This is a genomic window from Desulfovirgula thermocuniculi DSM 16036, from assembly GCF_000429345.1.
Taxonomy (GTDB): domain Bacteria; phylum Bacillota; class Desulfotomaculia; order Desulfotomaculales; family Desulfovirgulaceae; genus Desulfovirgula; species Desulfovirgula thermocuniculi.
This window is the reverse complement of sequence record NZ_AUBR01000038.1, coordinates 1-13505: the sequence shown is the minus strand read 5'-3', so window position 1 is coordinate 13505 and position 13505 is coordinate 1. Positions and strand designations below refer to the sequence as shown.

The 13505-nt window shown below is 63.9% G+C and carries 12 protein-coding genes and 1 pseudogene; 11 read left to right on the top strand and 2 right to left on the bottom strand.

Annotated elements, in window-relative coordinates; translation table 11 throughout:
• Positions 1–2433 (bottom strand): 3-hydroxyacyl-CoA dehydrogenase/enoyl-CoA hydratase family protein, encoded by a 2433-nt coding sequence (locus G454_RS0109625; RefSeq protein WP_027718457.1) that lies wholly within the window; start codon positions 2431–2433, stop codon positions 1–3.
• Positions 2434–2614: 181 nt separating this feature from the next.
• Here G454_RS0109625 and G454_RS0109615 point away from each other — a divergent pair, with 181 nt between their 5' ends.
• The 11 genes from G454_RS0109615 (at position 2615) to G454_RS18580 (ending at position 13195) form a co-directional block, all read left to right on the top strand.
• On the top strand, positions 2615–3274 hold the full coding sequence (locus G454_RS0109615) for a LysE family transporter (RefSeq protein WP_027718456.1): 660 nt from the start codon (positions 2615–2617) through the stop codon (positions 3272–3274).
• A gap of 47 nt (positions 3275–3321) precedes the next feature.
• Positions 3322–3681, top strand: a complete 360-nt coding sequence (locus G454_RS18585) for a nucleotidyltransferase family protein (RefSeq protein ID WP_051276173.1) — start codon at positions 3322–3324, stop codon at positions 3679–3681.
• Positions 3663–4142, top strand: coding sequence for a ribonuclease toxin HepT-like protein (locus G454_RS0109605; RefSeq protein ID WP_027718455.1), 480 nt, complete (start codon positions 3663–3665; stop codon positions 4140–4142). The genes G454_RS18585 and G454_RS0109605 overlap by 19 nt, the downstream gene beginning before the upstream one ends.
• Before the next feature lie 3 nt (positions 4143–4145).
• Positions 4146–5549: an AmmeMemoRadiSam system protein A gene (amrA, locus tag G454_RS0109600; RefSeq protein WP_027718454.1), complete on the top strand. Its 1404-nt coding sequence runs from the start codon at positions 4146–4148 to the stop codon at positions 5547–5549.
• Positions 5550–5667: 118 nt separating this feature from the next.
• Entirely contained in the window at positions 5668–5934 is a 267-nt protein-coding gene (locus G454_RS0109595; protein WP_027718453.1) for a type II toxin-antitoxin system Phd/YefM family antitoxin, read from the top strand.
• Positions 5931–6392, top strand: coding sequence for a type II toxin-antitoxin system VapC family toxin (locus G454_RS0109590; protein WP_027718452.1), 462 nt, complete (start codon positions 5931–5933; stop codon positions 6390–6392). The genes G454_RS0109595 and G454_RS0109590 overlap by 4 nt, the downstream gene beginning before the upstream one ends.
• Positions 6393–6481: 89 nt before the next feature.
• The gene (gene amrS / locus G454_RS0109585; protein WP_027718451.1) at positions 6482–7480 is read left to right on the top strand and encodes an AmmeMemoRadiSam system radical SAM enzyme; all 999 of its coding nucleotides are present in this window, start codon (positions 6482–6484) and stop codon (positions 7478–7480) included.
• A gap of 78 nt (positions 7481–7558) precedes the next feature.
• Positions 7559–9415 carry a hypothetical protein gene (locus G454_RS0109580; RefSeq protein ID WP_027718450.1) on the top strand — a complete coding sequence of 619 codons (1857 nt, stop codon included), beginning with the start codon at positions 7559–7561 and terminating at the stop codon, positions 9413–9415.
• Positions 9416–9432: 17 nt separating this feature from the next.
• Complete coding sequence (hflX, locus tag G454_RS0109575) at positions 9433–10704, top strand: GTPase HflX (protein ID WP_035107571.1); 1272 nt, start codon at positions 9433–9435, stop codon at positions 10702–10704.
• A gap of 45 nt (positions 10705–10749) precedes the next feature.
• A complete protein-coding gene (locus G454_RS0109570) occupies positions 10750–12027 on the top strand; it encodes an acyl-CoA dehydrogenase family protein (protein ID WP_051276171.1) in 1278 nt (425 codons plus the stop codon).
• A gap of 13 nt (positions 12028–12040) precedes the next feature.
• Positions 12041–13195: a class I adenylate-forming enzyme family protein gene (locus G454_RS18580; RefSeq protein ID WP_035107569.1), complete on the top strand. Its 1155-nt coding sequence runs from the start codon at positions 12041–12043 to the stop codon at positions 13193–13195.
• 76 nt (positions 13196–13271) lie between these two features.
• Here the strand turns inward: G454_RS18580 and G454_RS21785 are convergent.
• Positions 13272–13505: pseudogene (locus tag G454_RS21785) on the bottom strand (hypothetical protein); the annotation flags it as partial.

Here is a 13505-nt window from a genome sequence, read left to right as displayed (position 1 = left end):
CTAGTTCCGCAGGGGCTTGTTGGTGGCCAGCATGTGGCGGATGCGCTCGATGGTCTTGGGCTCGCCCAGCAGGGAGAGGAAGGCCTCGCGCTCCAGGTCGAGGAAGTCCTGCTCGGTGAGCACGGTGCCGGGCGTCACCCCTCCGCCGGTGAGCACGTAGGCGATCTTTCTGGCAATCTTGGCGTCGTGGTCGGTGATCTGGTTGCCCCAGCGCATGGTCTGCACGGCCAGCTCCAGCACGGCGTAGCCGGCGTTGCCCAGGGCCGGCACCGTGGCCGGGCGCGGCGGGGAGAAGTTTCTGCGGGCCATCTCCAGGACCACCTGCTTGGCCTCGTAGATCACCCGGTCGCGGTTCATGGTGACGCGGTCGCCCGGGCGCAGGAACCCCAGCTTGAAGGCCTCCGCGGCGCTGGTGGAGACCCTGGCCGTGGCGATGTTTTCAAAGGCGCGGGCCACCAGCTGCAGGTAGCCCATGCCGGTGCCGCCCCTGCCGGTGACCTGCGTCTCGGGCGGCGATTGCGCGAAGGCCCTCACGACCATCTCCTTGCAGCCGCCCCCGGCGGGCAGCAGCCCCACGCCCACCTCCACCAGGCCCATGTAAGTTTCCGCGTAGGCGTTGACGGCGTGGCTGTGCAGGCACACCTCGCAGCCGCCGCCCAGGGCCATGCCGTGCGGCGCGGCTACCACCGGCCTGGCGCAGCGCTTGATGTTCATCATGGCGTTCTGGAACTGCCGGATCATGAGGTCCAGCTCGTCCCACTCCTCTTCCTCCGCCGTCATGAGGATGAGCATGAGGTTGGCGCCGGCGGAGAAGTGCTGGCCGTAGTTGCCGATGACCAGGCCCTCGTAGCCCTTTTCCACTTCCTTCACGGCGAAGTTGATCATCTCCAGGATGTCGCCGCCGATGGCATTGGCCCGGGAGTGGAACTCGAGGCACAAGACGCCGTCGCCGATGTCGATGAGGCTGGCGCCGGGGTTGCTTTTGAGCACCCGGTTCTGTTCTTTTAAGGGCGCCAGGAAGATGACCTCCGGCGGGATAAATTCGGGCTTCATCTCCCCGGAGGCAAAATCGTAGTAGTAGCGGCGGCCGTCCCTCTTCTCGTAGAAGGACTTGTACCCGCGCGCCAGCAGGTCCTCCACCACCCGGGGCACGGCGCGGCCTTCGGCGCGGAGCCGCCCGGCCACTTCCTCCACGCCCAGGGCGTCCCACACCTCGAAAGGCCCCAGGTCCCAGTTGTAGCCCCACTTCATGGCCCGGTCCACGGCCACGATGTCGTTGGCCATCTCGGGCAGCTTTTCCGCCGTGTAGGCCAGCACCTCGCTGGTCACCCGCCAGGCAAACTGCGCTCCTTTGTCCTGGCCGAAGAGCAGCGCGCGCAGCTGCTCCGCGGGGCTCTTGGCCACCCTGGTCATCTCCAGGGAGGGGAAGGAGGCCTTTTGCCGCGGGCGGTACTCCAGGGTGCGGTAGTCGAGGGCGTAGATCTCCGTGCCGGAGGGGCCTTTAACCTTCTTGTAGAATCCCTGGCCGGTTTTGTCCCCCAGCCAGCCGCGGGAGAGCATTTCGTCGATGAAGGGCGGGAGGGCAAAGGCTTCCTTTTCCGCGGGATCGGCCACGGCCTCGCGCATGTTTTTGGCCACGTGCCAGAGCACGTCCAGGCCGACCATGTCCAGGGTGCGAAAAGACGCCGACTTGGGCCGCAGCATGGCCCGCCCGGTGAGGGCGTCCACCTCCTCCACGGAGAGGCCCATATCCGTCATGGCCCGCAGGGTCGCGCACATGCCGAAGGTGCCGATGCGGTTGGCGATGAAGTTGGGGGTGTCCTTGGCCAGCACCACGCCCTTGCCCAGCACCCGCTCCCCGAAGTCACACATGAACTCCACCACTTCCGGCAGGGTGTCCTGCGCGGGAATGACCTCCAGGAGGCGCATGTAGCGGGGCGGGTTAAAGAAGTGGGTGCCCAGGAAGTGCTGCTTAAACTCCAGACTCCGGCCCTCGACCATCTTGTTGACGGAGAGGCCGGAGGTATTGGTGCTGACGATGGCGCCCGGGCGGCGGAACTGCTCCACTTTGGCAAACAGCTCCTGCTTGACGTCCAGCCTTTCCACCACCGCCTCGATGATCCAGTCCGCGTCCCGGAGCCACTCCAGGTGGTCTTCCAGGTTGCCCGGCGTGATTAAAGAGGCGTTTTCCGGCACGAAGAGCGGTGCCGGCTTTGCCTTGAGGAGGTTCTCAATGGCCCTGGCGGCCAGCCGGTTGCGCACCCTGGGGTGGTCCAGGGTGAGGCCCTGCTTTTCCTCCTCCGGGGTCAGCTCGCGGGGCACGATGTCCAGGAGCACGGTGGGGATGCCCGCGTTGGCCAGGTGGGCGGCAATGGCCGAGCCCATGACCCCGGCGCCCAGCACGGCGGCCTTTTTGATCATCCTGCGCGTCACGCAGCAATCGCCTCCTTTTGTCGGGAATGAATGAGTATTCAATCACTCTTTGAGCTTAGAATATTTTATTTTTTCTTTCCGGTCAAGGGGGATTTTGCCGCGCCGGGCGGTAAAAATAAAATTTAAAAAAGGAATTCTCCCGCCGCGCAGAGAATTGTTGCCCCGGGAGGCGAGAGTAATCATGGATGCGGCAGCGCTCTTTTTTACCGCCTTTGTGGTCGGCCTCTCCGGGGCCATGATGCCGGGGCCGCTCCTTACGGTGACCATCGGGGAGAGCGCGCGGCGGGGCTTTGTGGCCGGCCCTCTCCTGGTGCTGGGCCACGGCATCCTGGAGCTGGCGCTGGTAGTGGCCCTGGCCCTGGGTTTGAGCGCTTGGCTTTCCGCCCCCGCCGTAGGCCGGGCCATTGCCCTGCTGGGCGGCGCCTTCCTGGCGTATATGGGCTGGGGCATGGCCAGGGACGCCTGGCTGGGCAGGGTGGAGCTGGGGCTGAACCCCGCGCCGGGCAACCCCCCTGCGGGGAGCCGGGGGCTGCACCCCGTGCTGGCCGGCGCGCTGGTCAGCCTCTCCAACCCCTACTGGAGCCTGTGGTGGGCCACGGTGGGGCTCTCCTACATCGTCTTTGCCTTGAAGCAGGGCGCGCCGGGGCTGGCCAGCTTCTTTGCCGGGCACATCTCCTCCGACCTGGTCTGGTACGGCCTGGTGGCCGCGGCGGTGGCCGGCGGCAGGCGCTTTTTAAGCCAGGGCGTCTACCGGGCCGTCCTGGTGGCCTGCGGCGTTTTTTTAATCTTCCTGGGCGCGTCCTTCGTCTACATGGGCGCCACCGGGCGCGTGTCGCTGTAGGGAGCGGGTGGAAGCCGGAGCACGTTAGTTGAAGGTGTTTAACGGGAGTGACTTCCGTGTACCTGGTGGCGGAAGCCGTAAGGTGCCGCAGGGCGGCGGACGAGCGGACCAGGCAGGAACTTTTAACCAGGACAAAAGAGGCGCTGGCCGAGCTTGCGCGGCGGGTGCCCTTTTCCCGGGCATACATTTTTGGCTCCCTGGTCAGGCCGGGTGCCTTCGTGAAAGGGGTTTCCGACGTGGACGTGGCCTTTGAGGGCCTAGCCAACGAACATTTCTTTGCGGCTCTGGCTTTCCTCTCTTCCCGCCTGGGTTTGGACGTGGATGCGGTGCGGCTGGAGGACCTGGCGAAAAGCCACCTGGCCGCTAAAATTAAAAGGGAAGGGATCTTATGGACGCGGGACGGCTAGCCGTTTTGCGCGCCGAAGTGGCCAAGCAGTTGGAAGTCATTGACAAAATATACCGCCGCATTAAGGAGCGCCGCAAAGCGGAGGACGTTGTCCACCTGGAAAGCCTGGGCTACCAGCTGCACAACCTTTACTGCGCCTTTGAGGACCTCTTTAAAATTGTGGCCCGGTTTTTTGAAAACGAAGTGGCCGATAAGGCCCGTTATCACGCCGAGCTTTTGCGGCGCATGACCCTGCACATAAAAGGTGTGCGCCCCGCCCTCATCACGGAGGAGACGGCAAGGCTCCTGGACAGCCTGCGCGCCTTCCGCCACTTTTTCCGCCACGCTTACACTTATGAACTGGACCCCAGAAAGCTTGCCGTAGTGCTGGAAGATGCCTTGAAACTGGAGGAACGCTATAAAAAAGAGGTGGACCGTTTTTTGCAGTTAATAGAATCTGAAACTCGGCGAGGGGGTGAGTGAGGTATGGCGGTGGTGGCCGGCGGCGTCTGCCCCCACCCGCCCGTAATGGTGCCCGAGGTTGGGGGTAGGGACGCGGAAGTGGTCGTCTCATCCCAGAAGGCCATGCTGGAACTGGGCCGCCGCTTAAGGGATAGCGGGGCGCAAGTTGTGGCCCTCATCTCCCCCCACGGGCCGGTCTTCCGCGACGCGGTGGCCGTCTGGGCCCTGGAAAGGCTTGCCGGAGATCTCGCGCCGTTCGGAGCACGGCAGGTGCGCTTTGAGGTGGAGAACGACCTCGCGCTGGCGCGGGCCGTGCAGGAGGAGGCCGCGGCGCTGGAAGTAAATGTGGTCCTCCTGGACAAGAAAACGGCCCGCAGCTACGGGCTGACCCCGGACCTGGACCACGGCACGGTGGTCCCCCTGTACTTTTTGCGCCGGGCGGGCGTGGACTGGCCCCTCCTGCCGGTGGGCATGAGCTTTTTGCCCCGCCCAAAGCTCTACGCCTTCGGCGCGGCCCTGGCCCGGGCGGCGGCCCGCCTGGGGAGAAAGCTCGCCGTCCTAGCCAGCGGGGACCTCTCCCACCGGCTCACGCCGGACGCCCCGGCGGGCTTTGACCCCCGGGGCGCGGAGTTCGACCGCGAGATCGTGCGCCTGGTGGGCGCCGCCGACGCGGAAGGTGTCCTGGGCATCGAAGAGACCCTGGCCAGCCGCGCCGGGGAGTGCGGCCTGCGCTCCATCATCATGGCCCTGGGTGCCTTTGACGGCCTGTCCGTGAAGGCGGAGGTGCTCTCCTACGAGGGGCCCTTCGGCGTGGGCTACCTGGTGGCCCACCTGGCCCCGGGAGGGGAGGACCCCGCAAGGCGCCTCCTGGAGCGGCTGGCGGAACGGGCGCAGCAGGCCCGCCGCGCGCGCCGGGAGAGGGAGGGCTTTCTCGTGCGCGTGGCCCGGCGCGCCCTGGAGAACTACTTTGCCGGCAAGGAGGAGCGCGAAGAGGAAAAGGAAATCCCGCCGGAGTTTGCCCGGCGGGCAGGGGTCTTCGTCTCCCTGCACAAGGAGGGGCAGCTGCGGGGGTGCATCGGCACGGTGACGCCCCAGCACAAAAACATCGTCGAGGAGGTGGCCGCCAACGCCCTGGCCGCCGCCCTGCGCGACCCGCGCTTTCCCCCGGTGACGGCTGACGAGCTTGCGGACCTGGAAATCAAGGTGGACGTTTTGTCCCCGCCCGAGCCGGTGCAGGGGCCGCAGGACCTGGACCCCAAGAAGTACGGCGTCATCGTCAAGTCCGGGGGGCGCCAGGGGCTGCTCCTGCCGGACATTGAGGGCGTGGACACCGTGGAGGAGCAGCTGGAGATTGCCAGAAAGAAGGCCGGCATCGGCCCCGGCGAGCCGGTGCAGCTCTACCGCTTCACCGTGGAGCGCCACACCTAGTAGGCCGGCAGGCCGGTGGAGACGCTCCGCAGGGAGGAATGCTCGAGTTACTGTTGATGCTCATGCGCTTGCATTGTGGCTACATGCATGTTACAATGTAGCCACCGGGGGTGATGCCGTGAGGGTGGGTATCAGGGAAGTTAAGAACCGCCTCAGCGAGTACCTCAGGCGTGTTAAGCAGGGTGAAGTACTCCTCATCACCGAACGCAACGTCCCCATCGCCAAACTCGTGCCGGTTCAAGAAAATGAGCAACCCCTCCTTTTTGCTCTGGTGGAACAGGGAATAGCTTCCTGGCAGGGTGGTAAACCACGCGGGGTGGCCGTGCCGCCGGAAATTCGCGGTACTTCCTCGCTCGCCGCATTAGTTGTGGAGGACCGCCGGTGATCTGTTACCTGGATACCAGCGCTTTGGTGAAACTGTACGTTCGCGAACCGGGCTCGGAGATGGTGCGTAAGTTGGTGGACGAGGCTGCGGTGGTGGCTACCAGCAAGGTGGCCTACCCGGAAGCGCGAGCAGCCCTGGCCCGGGGGCGGCGCGAGGGACTGCTAAGGGAAAAGGAATACCGCCAAGTTGTGGTGGCCTTACAGAACGATTGGCCGAGATATCTGGCCGTGGAAGTGTCGGATTCACTTGTTTGGCTGGCCGGTGAGCTGGCCGAGAAGCATCACCTGAGGGGCTTTGACTCCATACACCTTGCTTCTGCCATAACTCTGAAGACACAGGTGAAAAACCGCGTCGTAGTAGCGTGCTGGGACCTGCGTCTATGGGAAGCTTTACGTGCCATGGAGTTGGAAGTCGTTCCGGAGATAAGACCTTCCCTGGAAGGCTCCGGGCCGTCTTAAAAAATTGGCCTGTGTCCTTTCCTATGGGGCCGTTGGGGCGCTAAGCTCTAAAGGTAAGGGACAAATAAGCCTGTTAGCGGGGAAAAACCATGAAAGAAGCCCTCTTTTACGAAAAGGGCGAAGGGAACAGCGTTTTCTGCCGCCTCTGCCCCCGCCTCTGCCGCATTAAGGAAGGGGGCAGGGGCTTTTGCCGCGCCCGCGAAAACCGGGGCGGCGTGCTCTACGCCGCCAACTACGGGCGGGTTTCCTCCGCGGCCATGGATCCCATCGAAAAAAAGCCCCTCTACCACTTCCACCCGGGCACGGAGATCCTCTCCCTGGGCACCTTCGGCTGCAACCTGGCCTGCGGCTTCTGCCAGAACTGGCAGATAGCCCACGCCGATCCCCCCACGCGCTTCCTCGCGCCGGAGGCGGTGGTGGCCGCGGCCATGGAGCAGATCGCTCGGGGCGTGCCCTGCGTGGGCATCGCCTACACCTACAACGAGCCCTTCATCTGGTACGAGTACGTTTACGACACCGCCCGCCTGGCGCGGGAGAAGGGCTTAAAAAACGTCCTCGTTACCAACGGCTACGTCCGCGAGGAGCCCTTGCGGGAGATCCTGCCCTACATTGACGCCATGAACATCGACGTGAAGGGCTTCACCGCGGCCTACTACCGCGAGGTGTGCCGGGGGAGCCTGGAGCCGGTGCTGCGCACGGTGGAGCTGGCCGCGCGGGCATGCCACGTGGAGTTGACCACGCTTTTAGTACCCGGCTTGAACGACTCTCCGGAGGAGATCCGTAGCCTGGCGGAGTGGGTGGCCTCCCTGGACCCCGAGATCCCCCTGCACTTTTCCCGCTACTTCCCCCATTATAAGTTCGACCTGCCCCCCACCCCGCTCTCCACCCTCCTGCGGGCGCGGGAGCTGGCCGGGGAAAAGCTGAAATACGTCTACGTCGGCAACGCCCCGGAGCTGGACGCCGGGGATACGACCTGCCCCTCCTGCGGCGCCACGCTCATCCGCCGCCGCGGCTACCGCGTGCAGGTGGCGGGCCTGGAGGGAAACGCCTGCCGGTCCTGCGGGGAAAAGATCAAGGTGGTGGTGTGAGGTGCCCGTGGAGGCGGGGGGCTGGTGGCGGCAGGCCAGGGACGACCTTAGCACACCGGAACAAATGCGGAGGGCGGCATGAGGAATAAATTTTTCTGGCTGGCCGGGGGGCTGGTCATTGCCTGCCTGCTGATTGTTTATTCCGCCCGCTCCGGCAGCGAGCCCGGGGGCGGTGAAGCACCGCCCGCCCCCAGGTTTTCCGCTCCGGAAACAGACTTCCCCTTGAACAGCGACATCAAGGCGGCGCTGGTCTTCGCGGACCTGGGCTCACCCGCCCTGGCGGCCTACCAGGAAGTGCTGGCCGAGGAGGGCTTCCCTTTTGACCTGGTGCCGGCGGACTCGCTGGCGGGCTACGGCGCCCGGGAGCTAAAAAAGCGCTACGCGGCCCTCATCTTCCCCGAGGAGGTCAACCGGAGGCTGGGCCCGGATCTGGCGGGCCTCCTCCAGGAGTACGTTTCCGGCGCCGGGGGCAAGGTCTTCCTGGGGGGCGACGCCGGCACGCTGGAGGAGGGCGGGGACCTGCGCGAGCGGGGGCTGTTCTCGGCGCTGGCAGGGCTGGACTACCGCCAGGGACGGCGGCAGCCGGGGACCTTAAGCGTGCCCGCTACTTCTCCTTTGCGCAAGTTTTTCGACCCCGGCCTGTACAGCGGCGACGAGCTGAAAGTCCCCGACTGCCCCCCGGTGCGGGATGCCCGCCTGGAGCTGGGAGAGGTTTCCGGGAAGGTGCTGGCCTACTGCGGGGGCAAAACGCCCTCTGCCGGCTATCTGGTGCAGAAAAATTACGCCGGGGGAGGGGCGGTGGTCTTTGTCAACGGCACCCCGGGCCTCTTAAAAGTGCGGGAAAATGTGGACTTCGTGCTGCGGGGCCTTTTGAAATATTTTCTGCTGGAGGTGGTGGGCCTGCCGCGGCTGGTGGCCGCGCCCAACGGCACCGCCGGGCTGGTGGTGGCCGTGCACCTCTGCTCCGGAGCCTACTTTCGCGACCTAGACCGCATCTTCGGCTTAAAGCTTTTCACTCAGGAATTCCCCTTTTCCTTTTACGTCACCGCCGGGCCGGACAACGACCGCCCGGGCGACAGGCGGGGCTTTGACGCCTTGAACCCCCGCAAGGGAGGCCGCTACCTGGGGCTTTTGCAGCAGTACGGCAGCATCGGCTCCCACGGCGGCTGGATCCACAACTACTGGGCCTACCACTTCCACGAGCTTTCGCCGGAGGAAAAGGAGGAGTATATAGCGGCCAACTACCGGGCGCTTCAGGAAGCCCTGGGGCGGCCCGTGGCCGACTACGCCGCCCCCGGCGGGGCCCACGACGCCGCGGTGAACGAATTTTTGGCCGCGCAGGGCACCAGGGCGGCCTCGCTCCCTCTGGCCTTTAACTCCCCGCCCACGCGGGGCTGGTTTGAGGGGAGGCCGGAGAGGCGCTTCTGGCTCTTCGGCTACACCGGTACCGTCTACGGCACCGCCTTCGAGAACATGCTGGCCGCCGGGCGCAGGCCCGCGCAAATCCAGAGCGACGTCTGCCGCCTCCTGGACGCCCTGGTGCAGATGCGCGAGATCCGGCTCCTTTATTTCCACCCCGTCTCCGTAGCCCGCCACCCGGAGATGTGGCGCGGCATCCAGAACTACATTTTAAAGTACGTCTCCGAGGGATCGCTCTCCGTGCGCACCATGCTGGATTTTGCCGACTTCCTCGACCGGCATGAGAAGGTGCGCTTTGCCGTGCGGCGCACCGCGCAGGGCTACCACATCAGCGCCAGCTCGCCGGATTCGCTGCGGGAGATGACCTTCGCCCTGCCGGCAAAAAACGCCCGCGTGCGAGGCGTGCCGGGCTGCCGGGTGAGGGAAAAGGACGGCTGGGCCTACGTGACCATCACCAGGGACGTAAAGGAGGTGTCCCTGTCCGTGCCCGTGGTCAGAAACGGCGGGCGCCAGTAGGGGAGGTGGGGCAATTGATGCGGCATGAACTGCAGCCGGCGGAGGAAGAAAAGGCCTTTCTCGTGGCCCTGCAGCTGCCCCACGAGGACGACCGGGAGCTGGAGGAGTACCTGGACGAGCTCGCCCACCTGGCCGAAACGGCGGGCGCCCGGGTGGTGGGGAGGCTGGTGCAGAAAATGCGCCGCCCGGACCCGGCCACCCTGCTCGGGCGGGGCAAGGTGAAAGACGAACTCGTGAGCGCCTGCCGGGAGCTGGGGGTGGACCTGGTCATCTCGGAAAAGGACCTCACCCCCGCCCAGGTGCGCAACCTCGAGGAAGAGCTGGGAGTGCGCGTCATCGACCGCACCCAGCTCATCCTGGACATCTTTGCCCGCCGGGCCCGCACCAGGGAAGGAAAGCTGCAGGTGGAGCTGGCCCAGCTGGAGTATCTCTACCCGCGCCTCACCGGGCGGGGCGTAGAGCTTTCCCGCCTGGGCGGGGGCATCGGCACACGGGGGCCGGGCGAAACCAAGCTGGAGACGGACCGCCGGCGCATCAGGAAGCGCATCACCGACCTGCGCCGCGAGCTGGAGGAGGTGCGCCGCCACCGCCATATCCTGCGCGCCGGGCGGCGTGACGTGCCGCTTTTCCTGGTGGCCCTGGTGGGCTACACCAACGCCGGCAAGTCCACCCTCATGAACGCCCTCACGGGCGCGGGCGTGCCGGTAGAGGACAAGCTTTTTGCCACCCTGGACCCCACCACGCGGCGGCTGGTACTCCCTAACAAAGAAGAGGTCCTGCTCACCGACACGGTGGGCTTCATCCGCCGCCTGCCCCACCACCTGGTGGCCGCTTTCCGGGCTACCCTGGAAGAAGTGACGGAGGCCGATTTGCTCCTGCACGTGGTGGACGCCGCCAACCCCGCCTACCCGGCCCAGGTGGCCGCGGTGGAGGAGGTGCTGGCTTCCTTGGGGGCGGCGGCCAAGCCCACCATCCTGGTCTACAACAAGATGGATAAGGCCGGGGGGAGCTTCTGCCCCCTGCCCGGCAGGGACCCCTGGGTGGCCGTCTCTGCCCTCACCGGGGAGGGCATCGGCAGCCTCCTGGAGGCCATCATGAAGGTCCTGGAGGAAAGGCGCGTGCGGCGGGAGTTCCTGGTGCCCTACCACCGGGGCGACGTGCTGAGCCTTCTCTACGAGAGGGGGGAGGTGCTCTCCCGCCGGGATACCCCGGAGGGCGTGCTCGTGGAGGTGGAGCTGGGCGCGGTATGGGCTTCCCGGGCGGCGGCCCGGCTGCAGGGCGGGCGGTAATAATTTTTTTTGCCCATGCCTTGACGTTAACGTAAACGTAATGGTATGCTTCTGGTAAGCACTGTGCCGGAGGTGGCGGGGTTGTTCGACTTTAACTTCATGCTTACTCCCGAGCAGGAAAGGCTGCGGGAGGAAGTGGTGCAGTTCGTAAAGGAAGTGCCCAGGCAGCTGATCCTGGACATGGACGCCGAGAGGGTGCACTACCCCAGGGAATTCGTGCAGGCCGCGGCGTCCCGCAGGCTTTTAGGCCTGCGCTTTGCCCCGGAGTACGGCGGCAGGGGCCTGGACTGGGCCTCCGAGGTGGTGGCCCTGGAAGAAGTGGGAGTGCTGGGGGCGGCCCTTTCCTGCCTTTACTCCCTGCCCAGCATCGTCGGCGAGGCCATCTACGTTTTCGGCACGGAAGAGCAGAGGCAAAAGTACCTGAAGCCCACCCTGGAGGGGCGCCTCTTTTGCGCCGAGGCCCTCACCGAGCCGCGGGGAGGGTCCGACTTCTTTGGCACCACCACGGTGGCCAAAAAGGAGGGCGACCACTACATCCTCACCGGCCAGAAGAGGTTCATCGTGGGGGCGGAGGGAGCGGATTACTTCCTGGTCTACGCCCGCACCGACGAGCAGGCGCCGCCCCACCGGGGCATCAGCGCCTTCATCGTGGAGCGGGGGCCTAAAGTGAAGGTAGAGCACGTGTACGGCCTCATGGGCACGCGCGGCGGCGGCACGGGCCGGGTGGTTTTCGACGGCTGCCCGGTGCCACGGGAGAACCTCCTGGGGGAGGAAAACGGGGGCGCGACCGTCTTTTACCGCATGATGGTGCCCGAGCGCCTGACCACCGCCGCCGGGGCCCTGGGCATGGCGAGGGCGGCCCTGGAGGTGGCGGCCCGTTACTCCGCCAGGAGAAAGGCCTTCGGCAGGGTGATTAAGGAGTTCCAGGGCGTATCCTTTAAGGTGGCGGAGAGCATCACCCTCCTGGATGCCGCGCGCAGCCTGGTGTACGCCACGGCGCGGGCCGTGGACTCAGACCGCGTGCCGCCGGGGCGCGTGCGGCGCCTGGTTTCCGAGGCCAAGAAGTTTGCCACGGAAACGGCCTGGCAGGTGATCAACCACGCCATGCAGATTATGGGCGGCATCGGCTACACCCGCGTTTACCCCGTGGAGCGGCTCCTGCGCGACGCCCGCCTGATGATGATCTGGACGGGGACCAACGAGGTGATGAACCTGATCATCCAGCACGAGTATTACCGCGACCTGGCCGGTACGCCCGCCGGGCGCGACGTGGAGCACGACGCCGTTGACGCCACCTGCGAGGAAGAGAAGGTGTACGAGTAGGGGGGAAGGCAATATGGCGGAATTTATTCACGGGCTACTGGAAAGAAATGCTCGAAAGTATTCCTTTGATGAAGCAGTGAAGTGGCCGGAAAAGGGCGTAAGTTTGACGTGGGACGAGCTTAATAAGCGCGCCAGTTCATTAGCCTACCAGTTAAAGAACAGAGGCATAAAGCCCGGTGACAGGGTAGCCCTGTTCATGCCCAACAGGCCGGAATTCGTCATAGGCTTTTTTGGAGTCCTTAAAACCGGGGCAGTGGTGGTTCCTGTAAATGCTCGCTTTACGGCTTCAGAAGTATCATACATTTTAGAAAACAGTGGCGCAGCGGCTCTGCTTTATGATGATGGCCTGCGCCCGGTGGCAGAAGATGCGGTGAAGAGTTGCTCCAGCGTAGCATTTACATTTTCTGCGGGGGAAATTTGGGCTTGTGGCAAAGAAGAATCCTTTTTCAGCGCTTCAGTTCATGCCAACCCTGCCGAGATTTTGGCAGAGATAATTTATACCTCGGGAACTACTGGCAAGCCAAAGGGAGTTATGTTAACTCACGCCGCAGTGTATGCGGTGGCTTCAATGATGGCTTACGAGTGCAACATAAAATACAGGAACCGTGTATTGCAGTTGATGCCGCTTACCCATTCCGCACCGCTTAATCTACTCCTGGTTGGGGCTGTTTATGCAGGTGCCGCTACTGTTTTAGGTACTTTCTCCCCCCAAAATATGGTTGAGTTGGCTGCTATAGAAAAAACAACGCACTTTTTTGGCGCGCCGGTTGCGTACTTGCTCGCTGCAAAGCTGCCCAACTTTGACCAGTATGATCTCTCCGGGGAAAGATTGTGGATTTACGGCGGAGCACCCATGTCCCGGGAAGCAGTAATCCAGGTTATGCAGCGTTTTGGGGGACGCTTTATGGGAGTTTACGGCCTGACTGAAGCCGGTCCCAACGGTTCGGCATTGTTCCCTCATGAGCACCCTGACTTTGCTGGCAGCATAGGTAGCCGGGCAACGGTAAATGCCGAAATTAGAATTGTGGACGGTGAAGGAAGAGATGTGCCTTGCGGTGAAGTAGGTGAAGTAATTATCCGTACACCAAGCAACATGATCGGCTACTACAGAAATGAAGAGGCAACACAGGAAACTTTGAAAGACCTAAGTTTGACACCTAAACTATAAAAATCCCGAAAACACAAGGCTTCACGAGGAAAAAAGATAGACGTACCACAACATTTACCTTATTGTGGCAATACCACTATTCTATTACAGATACCTCAGAAGGTGGTCTTATCCCGAGAACTCGGAAGGCCTCATAGGCATTCCCAGGCAACTCGGTGCGGCAAAGATACTTCACGCCCTCTAAGACAAGCTCCACGGCTTTCAGGTTCTTTAAGTCCCGCAGAAGGTAGGTGTACTCCGCCTTGCTTTCTGCCAGCTTGAGGCACCTGTAAAGGGCCGATTCCAGCACCAGGGCCAGGAAACAAACCAT

What these genes read in the sequence shown, in the direction of transcription:
- G454_RS0109570 (WP_051276171.1), top strand. Translation starts at nt 10,750, where the DNA reads ATGCTTCTGGTAAGCACTGTGCCGGAGGTGGCGGGGTTGTTCGACTTT.
- G454_RS0109605 (WP_027718455.1), top strand. Translation starts at nt 3,663, where the DNA reads ATGGACGCGGGACGGCTAGCCGTTTTGCGCGCCGAAGTGGCCAAGCAG.
- amrA (WP_027718454.1), top strand. Translation starts at nt 4,146, where the DNA reads ATGGCGGTGGTGGCCGGCGGCGTCTGCCCCCACCCGCCCGTAATGGTG.
- G454_RS0109615 (WP_027718456.1), top strand. Translation starts at nt 2,615, where the DNA reads ATGGATGCGGCAGCGCTCTTTTTTACCGCCTTTGTGGTCGGCCTCTCC.
- G454_RS18580 (WP_035107569.1), top strand. Translation starts at nt 12,041, where the DNA reads ATGGCGGAATTTATTCACGGGCTACTGGAAAGAAATGCTCGAAAGTAT.
- hflX (WP_035107571.1), top strand. Translation starts at nt 9,433, where the DNA reads ATGCGGCATGAACTGCAGCCGGCGGAGGAAGAAAAGGCCTTTCTCGTG.
- amrS (WP_027718451.1), top strand. Translation starts at nt 6,482, where the DNA reads ATGAAAGAAGCCCTCTTTTACGAAAAGGGCGAAGGGAACAGCGTTTTC.
- G454_RS0109580 (WP_027718450.1), top strand. Translation starts at nt 7,559, where the DNA reads ATGAGGAATAAATTTTTCTGGCTGGCCGGGGGGCTGGTCATTGCCTGC.